13 protein-coding genes are annotated in these 19,672 nt (G+C 62.3%); 9 read left to right on the top strand and 4 right to left on the bottom strand.

The features are described from left to right. Window positions 1-2,593, bottom strand: a 2,593-nt coding sequence (locus ACYVHT_RS21255; protein WP_460557002.1) for a TonB-dependent receptor domain-containing protein, incomplete at its 3' end; no start/stop codon positions are given. 315 nt (window positions 2,594-2,908) lie between these two features. Between ACYVHT_RS21255 and dxs the strand changes: the two genes are divergently transcribed. Further along, window positions 2,909-4,858 carry a 1-deoxy-D-xylulose-5-phosphate synthase gene (gene dxs / locus ACYVHT_RS21250; RefSeq protein WP_460556999.1) on the top strand — a complete coding sequence of 650 codons (1,950 nt, stop codon included), beginning with the start codon at window positions 2,909-2,911 and terminating at the stop codon, window positions 4,856-4,858. A 495-nt stretch (window positions 4,859-5,353) separates the two neighbouring features. After that, window positions 5,354-7,489 carry an Ig-like domain-containing protein gene (locus tag ACYVHT_RS21245; protein WP_460556996.1) on the top strand — a complete coding sequence of 712 codons (2,136 nt, stop codon included), beginning with the start codon at window positions 5,354-5,356 and terminating at the stop codon, window positions 7,487-7,489. 121 nt (window positions 7,490-7,610) lie between these two features. Here ACYVHT_RS21245 and ACYVHT_RS21240 read toward each other — a convergent pair whose 3' ends face one another. After that, the gene (locus ACYVHT_RS21240; RefSeq protein WP_460556994.1) at window positions 7,611-7,964 is read right to left on the bottom strand and encodes an ASCH/PUA domain-containing protein; all 354 of its coding nucleotides are present in this window, start codon (window positions 7,962-7,964) and stop codon (window positions 7,611-7,613) included. 685 nt (window positions 7,965-8,649) lie between these two features. Between ACYVHT_RS21240 and ACYVHT_RS21235 the strand changes: the two genes are divergently transcribed. The 5 genes from ACYVHT_RS21235 (at window position 8,650) to ACYVHT_RS21215 (ending at window position 16,226) form a co-directional block, all read left to right on the top strand. Then, complete coding sequence (locus ACYVHT_RS21235; protein WP_460556991.1) at window positions 8,650-9,852, top strand: aldose epimerase family protein; 1,203 nt, start codon at window positions 8,650-8,652, stop codon at window positions 9,850-9,852. Window positions 9,853-9,961: 109 nt separating this feature from the next. Then, a complete protein-coding gene (locus ACYVHT_RS21230; RefSeq protein ID WP_460556988.1) occupies window positions 9,962-11,647 on the top strand; it encodes a ribulokinase in 1,686 nt (561 codons plus the stop codon). A 93-nt stretch (window positions 11,648-11,740) separates the two neighbouring features. Beyond that, entirely contained in the window at window positions 11,741-12,442 is a 702-nt protein-coding gene (locus ACYVHT_RS21225; RefSeq protein ID WP_460556985.1) for an L-ribulose-5-phosphate 4-epimerase, read from the top strand. 99 nt (window positions 12,443-12,541) lie between these two features. Then, window positions 12,542-14,032 (top strand): L-arabinose isomerase, encoded by a 1,491-nt coding sequence (gene araA, locus ACYVHT_RS21220; RefSeq protein ID WP_460556982.1) that lies wholly within the window; start codon window positions 12,542-12,544, stop codon window positions 14,030-14,032. A gap of 163 nt (window positions 14,033-14,195) precedes the next feature. After that, the gene (locus ACYVHT_RS21215) at window positions 14,196-16,226 is read left to right on the top strand and encodes an alpha-L-arabinofuranosidase C-terminal domain-containing protein (RefSeq protein ID WP_460556979.1); all 2,031 of its coding nucleotides are present in this window, start codon (window positions 14,196-14,198) and stop codon (window positions 16,224-16,226) included. Window positions 16,227-16,334: 108 nt separating this feature from the next. On the opposite strand, the gene ACYVHT_RS21210 is transcribed toward ACYVHT_RS21215, so the two are convergent. Next, window positions 16,335-17,585 (bottom strand): MFS transporter, encoded by a 1,251-nt coding sequence (locus tag ACYVHT_RS21210; protein WP_460556976.1) that lies wholly within the window; start codon window positions 17,583-17,585, stop codon window positions 16,335-16,337. Window positions 17,586-17,618: 33 nt separating this feature from the next. Continuing rightward, entirely contained in the window at window positions 17,619-18,059 is a 441-nt protein-coding gene (locus ACYVHT_RS21205; protein ID WP_460556973.1) for a MarR family winged helix-turn-helix transcriptional regulator, read from the bottom strand. 145 nt (window positions 18,060-18,204) lie between these two features. Here ACYVHT_RS21205 and ACYVHT_RS21200 point away from each other — a divergent pair, with 145 nt between their 5' ends. Beyond that, window positions 18,205-18,798, top strand: a complete 594-nt coding sequence (locus tag ACYVHT_RS21200) for a Crp/Fnr family transcriptional regulator (protein WP_460556970.1) — start codon at window positions 18,205-18,207, stop codon at window positions 18,796-18,798. Between the two features lie 88 nt (window positions 18,799-18,886). Continuing rightward, window positions 18,887-19,639 (top strand): SDR family oxidoreductase, encoded by a 753-nt coding sequence (locus tag ACYVHT_RS21195; RefSeq protein WP_460556967.1) that lies wholly within the window; start codon window positions 18,887-18,889, stop codon window positions 19,637-19,639. Window positions 19,640-19,672: the final 33 nt, after the last annotated feature.

The raw sequence follows: 19,672 nt of genomic DNA, 5'->3' as shown, positions 1-19,672 counted from the left end.
GGCGACCGCCGCCGCCGGCCGGTGCGCCACCGCCACCGCCCATCTGCCCGCCGCCGCCGCCAAGGTCGCCGCCGCCTTCGCCGCCGCCTTTCAGGTCGTCGTTGTTGATGCTCTTGCCGCGGCGCGTGGGCTGGGCCACCGAGAGCTTGCCGATGCGGTAGCTCACGTTCACCTTAAAGCTCATGTTGTGCAGCACGTTGCGGCTGGCCTGGTCGATGAGCGGCGACACCACGTTGTTGCGAATGGTGATGCTGGGCGTGAAGAAGTTCTCGGCCCCGAAGCCGATGCTGCCGCGCTTCTCGGCAAAGTCGCGCTTCACGCTCAGGCTATACACGCCGAAGCCGCTCTGGTCGCCCTGCAGCTGCACCTGCCGGCCGCGGTAGAAGGCAAAGGCCTGCAGGCCCCACACCGGCGTGAAGTTGTAGGAGCCAAACACCCGCCCGCTCATCACAAAGCCTTCGTTCGAGGCGTTGAAGTTGCGGTCGGGCACGTTGTTGGTGAGGGTGGCGTAGTAAAAATCCGTGCCCGCATTCAGGTTGAACTTGCCCGTATTCACGCTGGCAAAAATGCTGCCGCCGTAGGCGTTCTGCTGGCCGATGTTGCGGTAGGTGGTCGACACGGTATCAGCCCCCTGCACCGTGCGCAGGGCCTCAATGGAGCCCGTGGTGTTGCGGATGAAAGTGCTGAGGTTCAGGTTCACGCGCTTGTAGGCGGTGCTGTAGCCCAGCTCGTAGTTGTTGGTGTACTCAGGGGCCAGGTAGGGGTTGCCGTAGCTGATGTTCTTGGGGTTCTGCGCGTTCACGTTGGGGTTCAGGAACTGCAGCGAGGGGCGCTGAATGCGGCGGTTGTAGGCCAGCTTCAGCACGTTGCCGTTCGAGAGCTTGCGCGAGAGGTTCACGCTGGGCACCAGCACGCCGTAGTCGGGAATGTTGGCGGCCAGCGAGTTGGCAAAATCGGCGCTGATGGTGGTGTACTCGTAGCGCAGGCCCGGCTTCAGGGTGAAGCCTTTGGGCAGGCCCAGGGTGTAGGCCACGTAGCCCGCCGTCACGTTCTGGCGGTAGCTGAACACGTTGTTCGACGACAGCAGGCCCACCGAGGGCAGCACCTCGCCGCCGGCCCCGTAGTTGGTGGTGGTGTAGTCCGAATTCACCCGGCGCAGAATGTTCTTCGCGCCCATCTCCAGAATCTGGGTTTTGCTGATGGGGTTCTGATAATCAAGCTGAACGGTGTATTCCTCGTTGTAGCTCGGGTTGTCGTTCACGATGCTGACCGGGCTGCCGGGCAGCGTCGTTTTGTAGATGCTGTTGGTGTAGCTGTTGGTGCGGTCGTTGCGGCTGAACAGCGTCAGCAGGCTGATTTCGTGCTGCGGCTTCTCGAAGCTGTGCGTGTAGTTCAGGCTGGCATCCACGGTGCCCGAGAGGTCCTTGGAATAAGTGTCGCGCAGGTCGCTGCTGACCGGGGCGCCCGTGGCCGTGGTGCCCAGGTAGCTGGTGCGCAGCAGGCCGTCCTGGTAGTTGCGGCCGCTGCGGGTGCCGTAGGCCACCGAGGCCTGCAGCGAGTTAAACTTGTCGATGTCGTAGTCCCAGCCCAGCGTGTAGCGCCCGAAAATGTTCTGCATGCGCGTATCGGCGCTTTGCAGGGTGGTAACGGCCGAGCCGTCGGCAATGCTGCGCGTCACCTGCGTGTTCGAAAACTCGCCGGGCACGTTGTACATCGCCCGGCCAAAGCCGCCCAGCGAAAAGCCCATCTTGCCCGTGCGCAGGCTGCCGTTCAGGCTCAGGTTGCTGCTGCGGGTGCCGGCGCTGGCATCAATGCCCAGCGTGGCCCCGCGCAGGTTGTTGCTTTTGGTGATGATGTTGATAATGCCGCCCGAGCCCTCCGCATCGTACTTGGCCGAGGGCGAGGTGATGACTTCCACCGTCTTAATCTGGTCGGCCGGAATCTGCTTCAGCGCATCGGCAATGCTGTTGGCGGCAATGGTCGAGGGCTTGTTGTTGATGAGCACCTTGATATTGGAGGAGCCGCGCAGGCTCACGTTGCCGTCGAGGTCCACGCTCAGCAGCGGCACGCGCTTGAGCACGTCGGTGGCGTCGCCGCCGCGGGCCGTCTGGTCGTTTTCGGCGTTGTACACGGTGCGGTCCACCTTTTCCTCAATCAGCGGCTTCTGGGCCACCACCACCACTTCGCCCAGCTTCTGGGCCGAGGTGGCCAGGGCCACCGTGCCCAGGTTCACGGCGCCGCCGGCGGGCACCACCACGCCGGGCCGCTCCTCGTTCTTGTAGCCCAGGAAGCTGATTTCCACCTTATAAGTCCCGGCCGGAATGCCGGCCAGCACAAACTTGCCGTCGTCGCCGGCCACGCCGCCGTTCACGGGGTTGCCGGCCGCATCCAGCACGGCCACCGTGGCGTAAGACACCGGCTTGCCCGTGGTGGCATCCGTGATGGTGCCCGTCACGCGGCCCGTGGCGGCGCGTGGGGTCGCCGTAGCGGCCGGGCGCGCACCCGAGGGCGGGCCCTGCTGCGCACTAGCTAAAGTGTTGATGCCCAGAAGGGCGGAAAGCAATACGGCGCTGGCCGGTAGGGTTGGTTTCATACAATGCATAACGGCCAAAGTGCCGCAAAGGGGACCGGAGGTTGCATCCGGAGGTATATTTTCGCCGCGCTCTACATGAGGCGCTACTGCCACGCTCTATCGCTCAGGCGAGCGAATCCATTACGCAAAGCTCCCCCGGAAGGAGACTTTATCTAGTAAAAACTAGATTATCAAACGCCAAACCCCGACCAAGCCCCCGATTCTGCCGCTGCCAGCAACCGGACTTCGCCCGGCGTCGTACCTTTGCGGCGGCCCCGCAATCTTTTAGCGGGTCAGGCGGTTACCTTCCGTCACTTCTCCTCCTCGCTTGCCCTGATGATAGTTGAACCCGGCCCGCTGCTTGCGGCGATTGATTCGCCCGCTGACCTCAAAAAGCTCGCCCCCGAGCAGTTAGTCCAGCTCAGCACCGAGCTGCGCGATTTCATCATCGATTCGGTGAGCATCTACGGCGGGCACTTCGGCGCCTCGCTGGGCGTGGTCGAGCTGACCGTGGCGCTTCACTACGTCTTCAACACGCCCCACGACCAGCTCATCTGGGACGTGGGCCATCAGGCCTACGGCCACAAAATCCTCACCGGCCGCCGCGACAAGTTTCCGACCAACCGCCGCTACAAAGGCATGTCGGGCTTCCCCAAGCGCTCGGAGAGCGAGTACGACGCCTTCGGCGTGGGCCACAGCAGCACCAGCATCGGGGCGGCGCTGGGCATGGCCGTGGCCTCCGACTACAAAGGCGAATTCGACCGCCAGCACATCGCCGTCATCGGCGACGGGGCCATGACGGCGGGCATGAGCTTCGAAGCCCTGAACCAGGCCGGCGTGCTCAACAATAACATGATTGTCGTGCTGAACGACAACTGCATGAGCATCGACCCAAACGTGGGCGCGCTCAAGGAATACCTTACCGACATCACCACCTCGCGCACCTACAACAAGGTGCGCGACGAGCTCTGGAACGTGCTCGGCAAGCTCTCCAAGTTCGGGCCCAACCCCCAGCACATTGCCCGCAAAGTGGAGGCCGCCATGAAGGCGACCCTGATGAAGCAGAGCAACCTGTTCGAGGCCCTGAAATTCCGCTATTTTGGCCCCGTCGATGGGCACGACGTGCAGCATCTGGTGGCGGTGCTCAATGACCTGAAATCCATTCCCGGTCCCAAGCTGCTGCACTGCGTCACAGTGAAGGGCAAGGGCTACGCGCTGGCCGAGAAAGACCAGACGCTGTGGCACGCGCCGGGCTTGTTCGACAAAATCACGGGCGAGATTTACAAGAAAACGCCCTCCACGCCCCAGCCGCCCAAGTACCAGGACGTGTTCGGCCACACGCTGCTGGAGCTGGCCCGGGCCAACGACAAAATCATGGGCGTGACGCCGGCCATGCCCTCGGGCTCGTCGCTGAACATCATGATGGCCGCCATGCCCGACCGCGCCTTCGACGTGGGCATTGCCGAGCAGCACGCCGTCACGTTTTCGGCCGGCCTGGCCACGCAGGGGCTGGTGCCGTTCTGCAACATCTACTCCTCGTTCATGCAGCGGGGCTACGACCAGGTGGTGCACGACGTGGCCCTGCAAAACCTGCACGTGGTGTTCTGCCTCGACCGCGCCGGCTTTGCCGGGGCCGACGGCCCCACCCACCACGGCTGCTACGACCTGGCCTACATGCGCTGCATCCCCAACATCGTGGTATCCGCCCCGATGAACGAGCAGGAGCTGCGCAACCTGATGTACACCGCCACCCTGCCCGAAAATGCCGGCCCGCACAGCATCCGCTACCCGCGCGGCGAGGGCGTGATGCCCGAGTGGCGCACGCCGCTGCAGCGCGTGGCCATTGGCACGGGCCGCGTGGTGCGCGAGGGCGAAGAGGGCGGCGTGGCCATCCTCAGCATCGGCCACATCGGCAACTACGCCGTGAAGGCCACCGAAACCCTGGCCGCCGAAGGCTTCGACGTGGGCCACTACGACATGCGCTTCTGCAAGCCGCTGGACGAGGAAATGCTGCGCGACGTGGCCCGCCGCTACCGCGCCATCGTGACGGTGGAAGACGGCTGCCTGCCCGGCGGCTTCGGCTCGGCCGTGCTCGAATTCCTTACCGACCACGGCTTTCACCTGCCCGTGCGTCGCCTCGGCATCCCCGACCGCGTGGTGGAACACGGCTCGCAGGACGAGCTGTATAAGGAGTGCGGCTTCGATGCCGCCGGTATCGCCCAGGCTGTGCGCGAGCTGGGTGCCAACGTTTCGCAGTGGACCGAGGCTTCCAGCCATACGCTGTAGCACTCCAATTTAAACGCTGGTGCGCCCCACGCAAAAGCCCCGACAGAAACCTGTCGGGGCTTTTGCGTGGGGCGCACCCACTATTGTTTTCAAAGCCGATTGAGACGGGCCAAAAGGCTTGCCGACTTTCTGAAGCAGCTTCTCTGGGGCTGAGTAGAAACTACTGACATAAGCTTTTGGGCTCGCAATACTGCTGCGCTTTTATTGGCAGGCAATAGTTGGCTACGGATGAATATCAAGTCACGAGTATTTTTGATTTTATTAAATAAACCTGAATAATCAGTAATAGCGGGTGCACTATTAAAATAACGAATAATTGAAAAAGTCATAATAATAGAAGGGTTATAAGTTGTAAAAAATAAATAAGTCATATTTATAAGAGCTGTTTTCTATCTTTTTGCCTTGTGAAATAATTGTACTTATCTAAATCAAACGAACTTTAGCATGAAGAAAATAACTACGCTCTTATGGGGTATTGGCTTACTGTTATTGGTTATGCCTTTTTCTGCCTTCAGCCAGTGTGCTAACCAGATAACGGTTGATTATTATAACAATGGCACCTTCACTTCGCAAACCGTAAACAACGGCCAAAGCGGTTTTACTGCCGGTGTGTGCCCCGTGGCAGGTGCCCAGTACACCCTCAACGGAAGCTCCAGCTCCAATGCGGTGCTGACCTGGTCGCGGGTGATTACCATGGGGAATACGCCCGCCAACGATGTAGTACAGGATATCTCGTCGATATCGGCGGTGACGGGCACGGTGCTGAGTGTGTCACCGTCCTTTACCGTGTCGACCATTTACCGGCTGAAGTCTGATGCCAATGCCTATGGCGGCTGCAACAAGGTAGGCTATGTGTACCTGACCCTGACGCCCAGCCTCACGCTGTCGTCGCCGGGGGCAACGGGCGTGTGCGCCGGCACCAGCACTACCCTCACGGCTGCGGGCGCCAGCTCGGGCGGCTATACGTGGTCGGCCAACGGGACCAACATTCCCACCCAAACCGGCAGTACCCTCACCGTGAGCCCAACCGTGACCACGACCTATACGGTGACGGCCACCACTTCGTGCGGGGTTAGCTCACAGCAGATTACGATTCCGGTTTTTGCGGTAAGCATTGCGCCCAGTGCGCCGGTGGTGTGCGCAGGCCAGGCAACCACCCTTACGGCTACCTACACCGGCACCTTGAATAGCATTGGCTACTATTGGTACGTGAAAGACCAGCCCGCGCTGCTTTCAACGGCCCGAACGATAACCGTGGCACCTACTACTACCACCACCTATCAACTGAATGTGCTGACCAATGACTGCAACCTGCTCACGAAGGAAATAACCGTGACCGTAGGCGCACCCACGGTGGGCGTGGCCTCCAGCGCTGCTACCATTTGCTCGGGCGGCAGCACCACCCTCACGGCGGTTTCCAACAATCCCAATGCAACCTATAGCTGGTCGCCGGCTACGGGCCTGAGCGCTACCACGGGCGCAACGGTAACGGCCAGCCCCGCCGTGGCCACCACCTATACCGTAACGGCAACCACGCCTTGCGGCACGCCCAGCACACCGGTTACGGTATCGGTGGCCGGCACGGCAACCTATGCCGTAACCCCTTCAGCCGCTGCTTTGTGTGCCGGCAACAGCACCACGCTCGTGGCCAGCTCCAACATCAGCGAAGCAACTTACCGGTGGTTTAAATCGACGGATTTGGGTACGGTGATTTCGACGGCTGCGGCCCTGAATGTGGCTCCCGCAGCCAATACGACCTATCGGGTGCTTACCAATACCAGCTGCGGCAACAATTCGCAGGACGTGGCCGTGACGGTGAGCTCCAACCCCGTGGCGGTTACCCCGGCCTCCACCACGCAGAACTATGGAGGAACCACAACGCTGACGGCCAGCGGCGGCACTTCCTACGTGTGGAAGGCCACGCAGAACAACACGACCACTACGCTGCCTTACACCACGGCTTCCATTTCGGTTTCACCGTCATACACCACCATGTACACGGCTACCGCTACCAATATTCCGGCGGGCTGCAACACGGCCCAGGCCACCGTGGGCGTATCGCGGCCGCTGCCTGTTGAGCTTATTCGCTTTGAGGCTGCCTGGACTGAGGGCAGCCCGCTGCTGTCCTGGACCACGGCTTCGGAAAAGCACAGCGCCTATTTTGGCATTGAGCGCAGCCTCGACGGCCGCAACTTTGCCGAAATCGGCCAGCGCACCAGTGCCGGCAGCACTTCGGAACGCTCCGACTACTACTACAGCGACCTGAGCCTAAGCTCAACCAGCAGCATGGTGTACTACCGGCTGCGCCAGGTCGATGCCGACGGAACCACCAGCTATTCGCCGGTGCGGTCGGTGCTGGCCACCGCCGGGGCCAATGCCTTCAGTGCTTCCGTGTTCCCCAACCCGTTTGCGCACACGGCTACCGTTCTGCTGCGCGCGCCCGGCCCGGATGCCATTCGGCTGACCATAGTCAATGTGCTTGGCCAGACGGTGCTGACGAAGACCGTAGCCCCCACCGCCGGAGTTCAGGAAATTGTGCTGCCGCAGGCCGATGCACTACCGGTGGGACTGTACTACCTCACCATTGGCCAGGGCAGCCGGCAGCAGGTGCTGCGCCTAAGCCACCGCTAGCCGCTACTGGTAGCATTTGCTCAGATAGAGAGCCCAGGCGCATCAAGCGCCTGGGCTCTCTGATTTCCAGCGCTTTCCCTTTGTTTTGGGCAAGGGCAGCTTCGAGGGGCAGGCAAGCCGGCTACCAAAGCCGAATATCCGTCATGCCGGTGGGAATCGGCGGCAACTCGCTGAAGCCCAGTACGCACCAGTTGGGCTGAATGCCAAATACCCCGCCCTGAAGCACGTAGCTCACCCAGCGGGTAATGGTTTTGCCGGTGTACTGTTCGCTCTCAGGCTCGAATTCGCGCAGCAGCAGCTCGTCGCCAACCTGAAAATTCCGGTCGTTTTCGCGTACATCGAAGGGCTTGCTGCCGGCTTTAACGGCGGCAAAGCAGCCAGGCCATATTTTCAGCTCATGGGTTTGGTGCTGAGCCGGATTGGAGATGTGGAACTGAGGGCTGAGCTGCTCGGGGAGTATGATATTAGTCGTCATGACGAGTTTCTGTTAATGAGGGAGTTTTACTGCCAGCGCGGGCCTCGACAAGGCGGGCACCGGCAACTCGGGGCCAGCAGGAGGGCTGGCAGGGAAGGCGTAAACGCACCGTTTACTTCCTGAATATACTAAAAAATACCGAATGATAAGAGTTAAGAGTGTTTAACAGCAAGAATATCAGTGTAGTTCACGGCGAAGTGGATATTGCCCGGCCCGGGGCGGTCAATTGTCGGCGGAGGCATAATGGCTTACCGGCCGCCAGCGACGGCCCTGGATGCGCTGGTTGGCGGCCGGAGCCAGGGGGGCCTGCCCGGCAGAATGGGGCAGTGTGACGAAATAATAAACAATCGATTAATTGATATTCTGAGGGAATTTTCTTAACATTGCCTGGTTTTTAGGCAGGCATTGAAAGGGTGTACAATGGGCTTTTCTCGGTTTGGAAGGCTCTTCTGGCGCGATTCAAGGCAGCATATCCTCTTTTTCTACTTCGCTTGGGCACAGCTGCTACATACCAGATGGAAGGCAAATGCCGGGCTGAATGCACAATCGATTGTGTGTTGGCCCTGCGATTGCAGCGTTCTATGGCATTCATGCCTCGCCGCTTCGCCAGTCGGCTGAAAACAATACAAGACGAGCTTTAAGTCGCGCCTGATTTTAACCATTCATAAAACCCACCCACTCACCCATGAATTCCCATTACCGTTCGGGGCTGTTCGCCGTAACACTACCTGGTTTTTTACTGCTGGCGGCCTGCGGAGCCAACCAATCGGCTGATACCGCTGCCACGGCCAACCGCTCCGCCGCTGCCGATTCCACCCACACGACTTCCGCCACTATGCCTACTTCCGTCTCCTTTGGCAAAATGCCCGACGGCACCGAAACAACGCTCTTCACCCTCACCAACAAGCAGGGCGCCAAGGCGGCCATCACCAACTACGCCGGCACGCTCGTGAGCCTGCTTGTGCCCGACAAGGACGGCAAGATGGGCGACGTGGTGCTCGGCTTCGACGACGTAACGGGCTACACCAATGCGGCCTTTCGCAAGGCCAATCCTTACATCGGGGCCCTCATCGGCCGCTACGGCAACCGCATCGCCAAGGGTAAGTTCACCATCGACGGCAAAGCCTACCAGGTGGGCGTGAACAACGGCCCCAACTCGCTGCACGGCGGCAAAGTGGGCTACGACCAGCGCGTGTGGGAAGCCACCCCCGGCACCTCGGCCGAGGGTGAAACCCTGACCCTGAAGTACCTGAGCAAGGACGGCGAGGAAGGCTACCCCGGCAACCTGCAGGTAAAGGTGGTCTACACCCTGACCGACGCCAACGCCCTCAAAATCGACTACACGGCCACCACCGACAAGGCCACGCCCGTCAACCTCACCAACCATGCCTACTTCAACCTGAGCCACGGCGTGAGCAAGGACATCCTGAAGCACGAAGTGACCCTGCCCGCCGACCGCTACACCGTGGTGAACGCCGAGCTGATTCCGACCGGCGAGCTGAAGCCGGTGAAGGGCACGCCCTTCGATTTCCTCACGCCCCACGCCATCGGCGAGCGCATCGCGCAGGTGCCCGGCGGCTACGACCACAACTGGGTGCTGAACGCCAGCGGCCCCAACCACGCCGCCGCCACCGTGTACGACCCCGCCTCGGGCCGCACGATGGAGGTGACTACCGATGAGCCCGGCATCCAGTTCTACACCGGCAACTTCCTCGACGGCAGCCTCAAAGGCAAGGGCGGCACCGTGTACGGCCTGCACGGCGGCTTCTGCCTCGAAACCCAGCACTTCCCCGATTCGCCCAACCAGGCCAAGTTCCCCAGCACCATCCTGAAGCCGGGCGAAACCTACCACACCACCAGCGTCTACACCTTCGGCGTGCGGAAATAAAAATCAATGAAGAATGAGGAATGAAGAATGAGGAATTGCCGCTGGCGCACCCTCGCTTCATTTCTCACCTGACATTCTTCATTCCTCATTCTTCATTCCTCATTAAAAAATGGAACAAACCCCCGCCTACGTCATCGGCGTCGATTACGGTACCGACTCCGTGCGCGCCCTGCTCGTGGATGCCCGCACCGGCACCGAAGTAGCCCAGGCCGTGCACCACTACAGCCGCTGGAAAACGCTGCAGTACTGCAACCCCACCAAAAACCAGTTCCGCCAGCACCCGCTCGACTACATCGAGGGCCTGGAGGCCGTGGTGCGCCGCGTGGCCCAAAGCGTGCCCGCCGCCCAAATCGTGGGCCTGGCCGTGGACACCACCGGCAGCACGCCCGGCCCGGTGAACGCCGAGGGCGTGGCCCTGGGCCTGCTGCCCGAGTTCGCCGAGAACCCCAACGCCCAGTTCGTGCTCTGGAAAGACCACACCGCCCTGGGCGAAGCGGCCGAAATCAACCAGCTGGCCCGCACTTGGGGCGGCGAGGATTTCACCAAGTTCGAAGGCGGGATTTACTCGTCGGAATGGTTCTGGGCGAAGATTCTGCACGTGCTGCGCGAGGACGCCGCCGTGGCCGCCGCCGCGCACTCCTGGATGGAGCACTGCGACTGGATAACCCTGCTGCTCACGGGCGGCGACCTCGCCAGCTTTAAGCGCAGCCGCTGCGCCGCCGGCCACAAAGCCATGTGGCACGAGAGCTGGGGTGGCCTGCCCGCCGAGCAGTTTCTCACCCAGCTCGACCCTAAATTGGCCGGTTTACGCAATCGATTATTCACCGACACCTACACCGCCGACGAGGTGGCCGGCCATCTCTCCGAGGAGTGGGCCCAGCGCCTGGGCCTGACCACCAGCACCGTCGTAGCCGTGGGCTCGTTCGATGCCCACGCCGGCGCGGTGGCGGGCGAAATCGAAGCTTATTCGATGGTGAAAGTGATGGGCACCAGCACCTGCGACATCGTGGTGGCCCCGACCTCCGAAGTGGGCAGCCACCTGGTGGCCGGCATCTGCGGGCAGGTCGATGGCTCCGTGATTCCCGGCATGCTGGGCCTAGAAGCCGGGCAGTCGGCCTTCGGCGACTTGCTGGCCTGGTTCCGCAACATGGTGGAATGGCCGCTGCACCACGTGCTGCCGCATTCCAACGTCCTGACGCCGGAATTGCAGGCGGCATTGCGCGACGAGATGAGCGACGTGCTGCTGGTGAAGCTCAGCGAAGCCGCCGCCGCCGTGGACCCCGAAGAATCGCACGTGCTGGCCCTCGACTGGGTGAACGGCCGCCGCACCCCCGACGCCAACCAGGCCCTGAAAGGCGCCCTGATGAACCTGACGATGGGCACCAGCGCCCCCCAGATTTTCCGGGCGCTGGTGGAGGCCATCTGCTACGGCTCGAAGCAGATTGTGGAGCGGTTCGAGGCCGAAGGCATTGCCGTGAAGCAGGTTATCGGCATCGGCGGTGTGGCCAAGAAGTCGCAGTTCGTGATGCAGACCATGGCCGATGTGCTCGACCGGCCCATCAAAATTGCGGTATCGGAGCAGGCCCCGGCGCTGGGCGCGGCCATGTACGCCGCCGTGGCCGCCGGCATCCAGCCCGACGTAACCACGGCCCAAAAAGCCATGGGCTCCGGCTTCGCCGAAACCTACACGCCCAACCCCGCCCGCGTGGCCGACTACGCGGCCCGCTACGCGCAGTACCAGGCGTTCGGGCGCTTCGTGGAAAGCACGACGCTGGGCGAGCTCGTAGCAGCGTAGGGGCGGGGCTTGTCCCCGCCCGGCGTTAGCGCCGCTACAACGATTCCGTGCAACGATGGGCGGGGGCAGGCCCCGCCCCTACATCTTACGATAATGAGCCAATACCAGGACCTGAAACAGGCGTGCTACGACGCCAACATGCAGCTGCCCAAGCTCGGGCTGGTGCTTTTCACTTTTGGCAACGCCAGCGTGGTGGACCGCGAGAAAAGCGTGTTCGCCATCAAGCCCAGCGGCGTGCCGTATGAGCTGCTGAAGCCGGAGGATATTGTCATTCTCGACTTCGCCAACAACGTGCTGGAAGGGGAGAAGCGGCCCAGCTCCGACACCAAAACCCACGCCGTGCTCTACAGCCACTGGGAGCACATCGGTGGTATTGTGCACACGCACAGCACCTACGCCACCGCCTGGGCCCAGGCACAGCTCGACATTCCGATTCTCGGTACCACCCACGCCGACCACCTCACGGCCGACATCCCCTGCGCCCCGCCGATGAGCGACGACATGATTGCCGGCGACTACGAGCACCAGACCGGCTGGCAAATCCTCAACGAGTTCCAGCGCCGCGGCCTCTCGCCCAGCGAAGTAGAAATGGTGCTGCTGGCCAACCACGCCCCCTTCACCTGGGGCAAAACCGTGGACAAAGCCGTGTACAACAGCGCCGTGCTCGAAGAAGTGGCCCGCATGGCCTACCTCAGCTGCACCCTGCGGCCGGAGGTGCCGCGCCTGAAAGATGCCCTCATCCGCAAGCACTACGAGCGCAAGCACGGCGCTAATTCCTATTACGGACAACAGTAGCGCGGACTTTTAGTCCGCGACCCATCCGCATACCCCGGCGGCCCCGGCCGTTTTCTCAACTCCACCTCACTCGCGGACTAAAAGTCCGCGCTACTTCCCATGATTGACCTCACCCATTACGAAGCCTGGTTCATCACCGGCACCCAGCACCTCTACGGCCCCGAAACCCTGGAAGAAGTGGCCCGCCACTCGCAGGAAATTGCCGCGGCGCTGGGCACCAAGCTGCCCATTAAAGTCGTCTACAAGCCCATTCTGAAGTCGCCGCAGGAAATTTACAAGCTGGTGCAGGAAGCCAACACGGCCTCAACCTGCGTGGGCCTGATTGCCTGGATGCACACCTTCTCGCCGGCCAAAATGTGGATTAACGGCCTGAAAATCCTGCAGAAGCCGCTGGCGCACCTGCACACCCAGTTCAACCGCGACATTCCGTGGGCCGACATCGACATGGACTTCATGAACACCAACCAATCGGCGCACGGCGACCGGGAGTTTGGCTTCATCGGGGCGCGCATGGGCCTCAAGCGCAAGGTGGTGGTGGGCCACTGGCAGAGCGCGGCCGTGCACGAACGCCTGAGCATCTGGAGCCGCGTGGCCTGCGCCTGGGCCGACTGGCAGGGCGCCAAATTCATTCGCTTCGGCGACAACATGCGCTACGTGGCCGTGACCGATGGCGACAAGGTGGAGGCCGAAATCAAGTTTGGCTACGAGGTGAACACCTACGGCATCGGCGACCTGGTGGCCGTGGTGAACGAGGTGAGCGACAGCGAAGTAGACGAGCTGCTGGCCACTTACGAAAACGAATACGAGCTGGCCGCCGACCTGAAAGCCGGCGGCGCCCAGCGCGAGAGCCTGCGCGAGGCCGCCCGCATCGAGGCCGGCATGCGCAAGTTCCTGCAGGAAAAGGGCGCCAAGGGCTTCACCGACACCTTCGAGGACCTGCACGGCATGGCCCAGCTGCCCGGCATCGCCACCCAGCGGCTCATGGCCGAGGGCTACGGCTTCGGCGGCGAGGGCGACTGGAAAACGGCGGCCCTGGTGCGCGCCATGAAGGTGATGGGCGCCGGCCTGCCCGGCGGCAACTCCTTCATGGAGGATTACACCTACCATTTCGAACCCGGCAACGAGCAGGTTTTGGGTTCGCACATGCTGGAAATCTGCCCGAGCATTGCCGAAGGCAAGGTGAAAGTGGAAGTGCACCCGCTGGGCATCGGCGGCAAGGCTGACCCGGCCCGCCTCGTCTTCAACTGCCCCGCCGGCCCCGCCCTGAACGCCACCATCGTGGACCTCGGCCACCGCTTCCGCCTGATTGTGAATGAGGTAACGGCCATTGCTCCGGCCCAGGACCTGCCCAAGCTGCCCGTAGCCCGCGTGCTCTGGCAAATCAAGCCCGACATGGCCACCGGCGCGGCCGCCTGGATTCTGGCCGGCGGCGCCCACCACACCGGCTACAGCCAGAACCTGACCGCCGAATACCTCGAAGACTTTGCCGAAATGGCCGGCATCGAGTACGTCATCATCGACGCCGACACCAAGCTACGCACCTTCAAGAACGAGCTGCGCTACAACGACGTGGCGTTTGGCGGCCGGTAAGCTTTAGGCCCGACAAAACGATAAAAAGAGCGTCATGCTGAGCTTGTCGAAGCATCTCTACCGCATTAGTAACCAGACTACTTGTGCGGTAGAGATGCTTCGACAAGCTCAGCATGACGTTCTTTCTTTTCTTATTCTTACGGCAGCAAATCCCACCTAGCTCATGCGCACTTCCCGAATCCTGCTGGCCGCTGCTTATCTGCTGGCCGCGCGCCCGGCCGCCCACGCCCAGACGGCGGCCCCGGCCGCCCTCACCGTGCAGGTGAGCAAGCCGATTGCGCCGGTGCCGCAGCACCTGTTCGGTCTGTTTTTTGAGGACATCAACTTCGCGGCCGACGGCGGCTTGTATCCGGAGCTGGTGAAGAACAAGTCGTTTGAAATCGACAGCCACCTGCTGGGCTGGAAGGCGCTGAAGGGCGCGGCCGGGCTGGAAAGCTACGTGGTGTCGAGTGACCGGCCCATCAGCCCGGCCAACAGCCATTTCCTGCGCCTGAGCACCGGCCTGGCCGGTCCCGATGCCGGCTTTGTGAACGAGGGCTTTCGGGGAATGGGCGTGAAGGAAGGGGCGGACTACACGTTTTCGGTGTATGCCCGGCGCGGCCCCGGCAACATTGCGGCGCTGAACGTGCAGCTGGAAGGCGCAAAGGGCGAGCCCCTGGCCCAGGCCCGGATTGCGGGGCTGACCAGCGAGTGGAAGAAGTACACCGCCGTGCTCAGGCCCACGGCCACCGTGGCCAAAGGCCACCTCCGGCTGACGGTGGACGGGACCGGCACGGCCGACATCGACGTGGTTTCGCTCTTTCCGAAAGACACCTGGCTGCAGCGCGAAAACGGCCTGCGTCCCGACCTCGTGCAGCTGCTCAAGGACATGAAGCCGGGCTTTCTGCGCTTCCCCGGCGGCTGCATCGTGGAGGGCATGACGCTCGATAACCGCTACCAGTGGAAGGAAACCATTGGCGAAGTGGCCAGCCGCCAGCCCATGATAAACCGCTGGAACAAAGAGTTCAAGGCCCGCTACACGCCCGACTATTACCAGTCGTTCGGGCTGGGCTTTTTCGAGTATTTCCAGCTGGCCGAAGACATCGGGGCCGAGCCGCTGCCGATTCTGAACGTGGGCATGGCCTGCCAGTACAACTCGGCCGAGCTGGCGCCCCTCAGTGCCGCCAAAGGGCCGAACGCGGCCGCCGCCGCGGATGAGCCCACGCTGGAAACCTTCATTCAGGACGCGCTGGATTTGGTGGAGTTTGCCAACGGCCCTGCCACGTCGCCCTGGGGCGCTAAGCGGGCCGCGATGGGCCATCCCGCACCGTTCAACCTGAAGATGATTGGCATCGGCAACGAACAATGGGGGCCGCAGTATCTGGCGCGCTACGAGCCGTTTGCCAGGGCGCTGAAGGCGAAATACCCGGCCATGCAGCTGGTGAGCAGCGCCGGCCCGTCGCCCGACGGGGAGAACTTCGACAAAGCCACCGCCAGAATGCGCGAGCTGAAAGCCGAATACATCGACGAGCACTACTACGCCCGGCCGGAGTGGTTCCGGCAGCATGTGGACCGCTACGACAGCTACCCGCGCACCGGCTCCAAAATATTCGCCGGCGAATACGCTGCCCAGAGCGCCGGCATCGCCAGCCAGGAAAACAAGAACAGCTGGGACTGCGCCATCTCGGAGGCCGCTTTCATGACCGGCCTGGAGCGCAACGCCGACGTGGTGAGCATGGCCTCCTACGCGCCCATGCTGGCCCACGTTGATGCCTGGCAGTGGACGCCCAACCTGATTTGGTTTGATAACCTGCACGCCTACGGCACCGTGAACTACTACGTGCAGCAGCTTTTCAGCCAGAACAAAGGCACCACCATGCTGCCCGTGCAGCTGCCCGACAACGCCAAAAATGGCACCGACAACCTCTTCGCCAGCGCCGTGGCCGACGACCCGGCCGGCGACGTCGTGGTGAAGCTGGTGAACTACGCCGCCACGCCCCGCGCCGTAGCGATAACGCTGGCCGGCGCGAAGAAAATGGGCAAAACCGGCCGCGCCCAGACAATGGCCAGCGACGATTTGAACACCCAGAACTCGCTGGCGGAGCCCCGCCGGCTGGCCCCGCAAACGACTACGTTCCCGGTCACGGGGGCCGTCGTGCGCTACACGCTGGCCCCCAACTCGCTCACGGTGCTGCGCGTGCCGGCCCGGCGCTAAGCTGGCCTGGGCCGGGGCTGTGAAACGCGGCCCGGGGGTATGCGGTGACGCGGCTATCTTCTGGCCGGCCCGGCTATTTGGCGGGCAAGGCGGGGCGCGGGTAAACGACTACGCCGCCGCTACCTGCGCAGGCGGCGCTGCGGCCTGTGCAGCCGCTTTCACCTGGCGCAGATTCCGAACGTACAGCAGCGCAATGAGCAGGGCCAGCAGGCCCTCGGCCAGCACCGTAGGCTGCACCCCGATGCGCTCCGACACTGCCCCCACCAGCAGGCTGCCCAGCGGCACCGACGCGGTATAAACCAGCACGTAGATGCTGATAACCCGGCCGCGCATGGCCGGCGCCATCAGCGTCTGGAGCAGGGTGATGCTGATGGTGGTCTGCGACATCATGCCGAACGCGCCCACCACCAGAAAGGGCAGCGCCAGCCAGAACCACGGCGTGTAGGCAAACAGCACCAGCCCCGTGCCAAACACGAACATGTTCACCATGAGCACCCGGTTCAGGTCCTGGCTGGGTTTCAGCGCGGCCAGGTAGAGCGCCGCCACCAGGCCGCCCAGCCCAATGGCCCCATCGAGCAGGCCAAACGTAGTGGCCGTGCCGTGGAAAATGTCCTTGGCATACACCGGCATCAGGTTGGTGAAGGGCAGGACCAGCAGCCCGGTGATGCCCAGCATGGTGATGAGGAAGCGGATGGCCGGCGTATCCTTCACGTAATGAAAGCCTTCGGCCAGCTCGCCCATGATGTTTTTGGTGCGCACCCGGGCCACGTATTCCGGCAGCCGCAAGGCCAGCACCGACCCGATGACGGCCACGAAGCTGAGCGCATTCAGCCCGAAGCAGGCCACCGCGCCCAGGTGCTCGATGGCGAAGCCGGCCACGGCCGGGCCCAGCAGCTTGGTCAGGTTCAGCATGGTCGAGTTCATGGCCACGGCGTTGGGCAGGTCCTGCTTGTCGTCCACCAGGTCGTACACCAGCGCCTGCCGGGCGGGCACGTCGAAAGCATTGATGACGCCCAGCACGGCGCTCAGGGCAATGATTTCCCACACCGCGTCCTGCTTGAAGTACACGGCCAGCGTGAGCAGCAGCGCCTGCGCCATCGAGAGCACCTGCGTAAGCAGCAGCACCCGGTAGCGGTTGTAGCGGTCCGACACCACGCCGCCCAGCAGCGAGAACACCGCCGACGGAAACAGCGTGGCAAACACGCTCACGCCCAGCATAAACTTCGACTGCGTCTGGGCATACACCACCCAGCTCACGGCCGTTTTCTGCATCCAGGTACCCAGCAGCGACAAGCACTGCCCGGCGAAGAAGTAGCGGTAGTTGCGGCTGCGAAACGCGCGAAAGATTTCCAGAGTCATACGGGGTTCGAAGAGGAGTAGGGCGACGGCAGCCTAGTCGAAAGCAACCAGTCTGGCGAGGACCGGCAGTGCCTGGCCCAGGCTGGCCAGGTCTGCTGGCGAGCAGGTTTGCTGCAGGGCCTGGTGCAGCCACTCGCTCGTTTCCTGGTGCACGGTGGCCACAAAGTCCCGGCCGGCGTCCGAGAGGGCAATAAATACCTTGCGCTTGTCGGTGGCCGAGGGCTGGCGCGTGAGGTAGCCCAGCTCCGACAAGTGGCGCAGTATCTGCGACATGGACTGGGTGGTCACCTTCTCCTGCGCGGCCAGCTCGCTGGGCAGCAGCTGCCCGTGCTGGGCCAGCAGCTTCACCACCGCCCGCTCGGTGAGCGAGAGCGACGAATGCATGGAGGAATGGTTGCGCAGCTTTTTGACAAGCCGTGAAACCACGGTGCGCAACTCAGCAGCCAACTGCTGGGTATCGGTTTCGGAGAGCATATTGCTTAGTTAAACTTGTTAGTTTACTTAACAAATATACGATGCCTTGCCGGTCATGATTCTCAACCTGCCCAAATTCGGCCGGCCGCTGCCGGAGGCACTACTTTCGCATGGGCCCGCGGATGGGCGCCATTTAATTACCCCAATGACGGATTCTGACCAATTCCAGCAGCACGTTCTCAAGCGTGTGCCCGCCATGTCGGCCGAAGAGCTGGCCGAAATCCGGGCGGCTTTCGTCCTGCGGCATATCAAAAAGCGCCAGTTCATCATTCAGCCAAACTTCACGGCCGAGCACCGCACCTACGTGCTGCAGGGCGCGCTCCGCTCGTTCGTGATTGACCCCCAGGGCATCGAGCACACCGTGCAGTTTGCGCTGGAAGACTGGTGGATATCCGATGTCAATAGCTACATCTACCAGAAGCCCGCCACCATGTTTGTGGTGGCCGTGGAGGACAGTACCGTGCTGCAGATTGATTTCGCCACCGAGCAGCGCCTCAAACAGGCCAACCACAAGTTCGAAACCTTCTTCCGCATCGGGGCCGAGCGCACCGCCGCCTACCACCAGCGCCGCATCATCTCGGCCCTCACCCGCACGGCCGAGGAGCGCTACGCCGACTTCCTCGAAACCTACCCCACCGTGGCCCAGCGCATTCCGCAATACGCCATTGCGAGCTACCTGGGCATGACCACTGAGTTTCTGTCTCGCATTCGTAACCAGCGGGTTAAGAAGAAAGGTTGAACCAGTTCAACCGAATTTCTTAAGCTAGTTCTTCTTCGGGCCTTTGGCGGCGGCGGGACCTTTGTGCTGTACAAATCAACACAACAACATGACCCGCAAACTCGAAAATAAAGTAGCCGTCATCACCGGCGGCAACAGCGGCATCGGCCTGGGCACCGCCAAACTCTTCGCCCGGGAAGGTGCGAAAGTCACCATCACCGGCCGCAACGCCGACACCCTCAAAACGGCAGCCGCTGCAATCGGCCCCGACGCCCTGGGCGTGGTCGCCAACGTGGCCGACGTGAGCAGCTTCGAGCCGCTCTACACGCAGGTAGCCAGCGCCTTCGGTAAGATTGATGTGCTGGTGGTGAATGCCGGCATCGTGATGATGGGCCCGCTGGCCGACGTCACGGAGGAGATGTTCGACCAGGTGAGCGACATCAACTACAAAGGCGTGTTTTTCACCGTGCAGAAGGCCCTGCCGTACCTGAACGATGGCGCGAGCATCATCATCACGTCCTCGGCAGTGAACGAGAAAGGCCTGGCCGGCAGCGCCGTCTATACGTCGTCTAAAGCGGCCGAGCGTTCCCTGGTGCGGGTCTTTGCCGCCGACCTGGCCGACCGCAAAATTCGCGTTAACGCTCTTTCGCCGGGCTCCATCAACACGCCGATTTTTGCCAAGGCTGGCTACTCGCAGGAAATGACCGACGGCATGGACAGCTTCTTCGCCAACGCCACAGCCCTGAAACGCGGCGGCACCGTGGAGGAAATGGCCAAAGGCTACCTCTTCCTCGCCTCCGACGACTCGTCCTACATGACCGGCGCCGAGCTGCTGCTGGACGGCGGCTTCCGCGACATGTAAGGCGCAAAAACGGCCCTGCGTTGAGCCAACAGA

It is taken from the genome of Hymenobacter daeguensis, from assembly GCF_054780555.1.
The sequence above is the reverse complement of the archived record's forward strand: the minus strand, read 5'-3'. Positions and strand labels throughout refer to the sequence as shown.

What these genes read in the sequence shown, in the direction of transcription:
- ACYVHT_RS21215 (WP_460556979.1), top strand. Translation starts at nt 14,196, where the DNA reads ATGCGCACTTCCCGAATCCTGCTGGCCGCTGCTTATCTGCTGGCCGCG.
- ACYVHT_RS21245 (WP_460556996.1), top strand. Translation starts at nt 5,354, where the DNA reads ATGCCTTTTTCTGCCTTCAGCCAGTGTGCTAACCAGATAACGGTTGAT.
- ACYVHT_RS21240 (WP_460556994.1), bottom strand. Translation starts at nt 7,964, where the DNA reads ATGACGACTAATATCATACTCCCCGAGCAGCTCAGCCCTCAGTTCCAC.
- dxs (WP_460556999.1), top strand. Translation starts at nt 2,909, where the DNA reads ATGATAGTTGAACCCGGCCCGCTGCTTGCGGCGATTGATTCGCCCGCT.
- araA (WP_460556982.1), top strand. Translation starts at nt 12,542, where the DNA reads ATGATTGACCTCACCCATTACGAAGCCTGGTTCATCACCGGCACCCAG.
- ACYVHT_RS21230 (WP_460556988.1), top strand. Translation starts at nt 9,962, where the DNA reads ATGGAACAAACCCCCGCCTACGTCATCGGCGTCGATTACGGTACCGAC.
- ACYVHT_RS21210 (WP_460556976.1), bottom strand. Translation starts at nt 17,585, where the DNA reads ATGACTCTGGAAATCTTTCGCGCGTTTCGCAGCCGCAACTACCGCTAC.
- ACYVHT_RS21205 (WP_460556973.1), bottom strand. Translation starts at nt 18,059, where the DNA reads ATGCTCTCCGAAACCGATACCCAGCAGTTGGCTGCTGAGTTGCGCACC.
- ACYVHT_RS21225 (WP_460556985.1), top strand. Translation starts at nt 11,741, where the DNA reads ATGAGCCAATACCAGGACCTGAAACAGGCGTGCTACGACGCCAACATG.
- ACYVHT_RS21195 (WP_460556967.1), top strand. Translation starts at nt 18,887, where the DNA reads ATGACCCGCAAACTCGAAAATAAAGTAGCCGTCATCACCGGCGGCAAC.
- ACYVHT_RS21200 (WP_460556970.1), top strand. Translation starts at nt 18,205, where the DNA reads ATGACGGATTCTGACCAATTCCAGCAGCACGTTCTCAAGCGTGTGCCC.
- ACYVHT_RS21235 (WP_460556991.1), top strand. Translation starts at nt 8,650, where the DNA reads ATGAATTCCCATTACCGTTCGGGGCTGTTCGCCGTAACACTACCTGGT.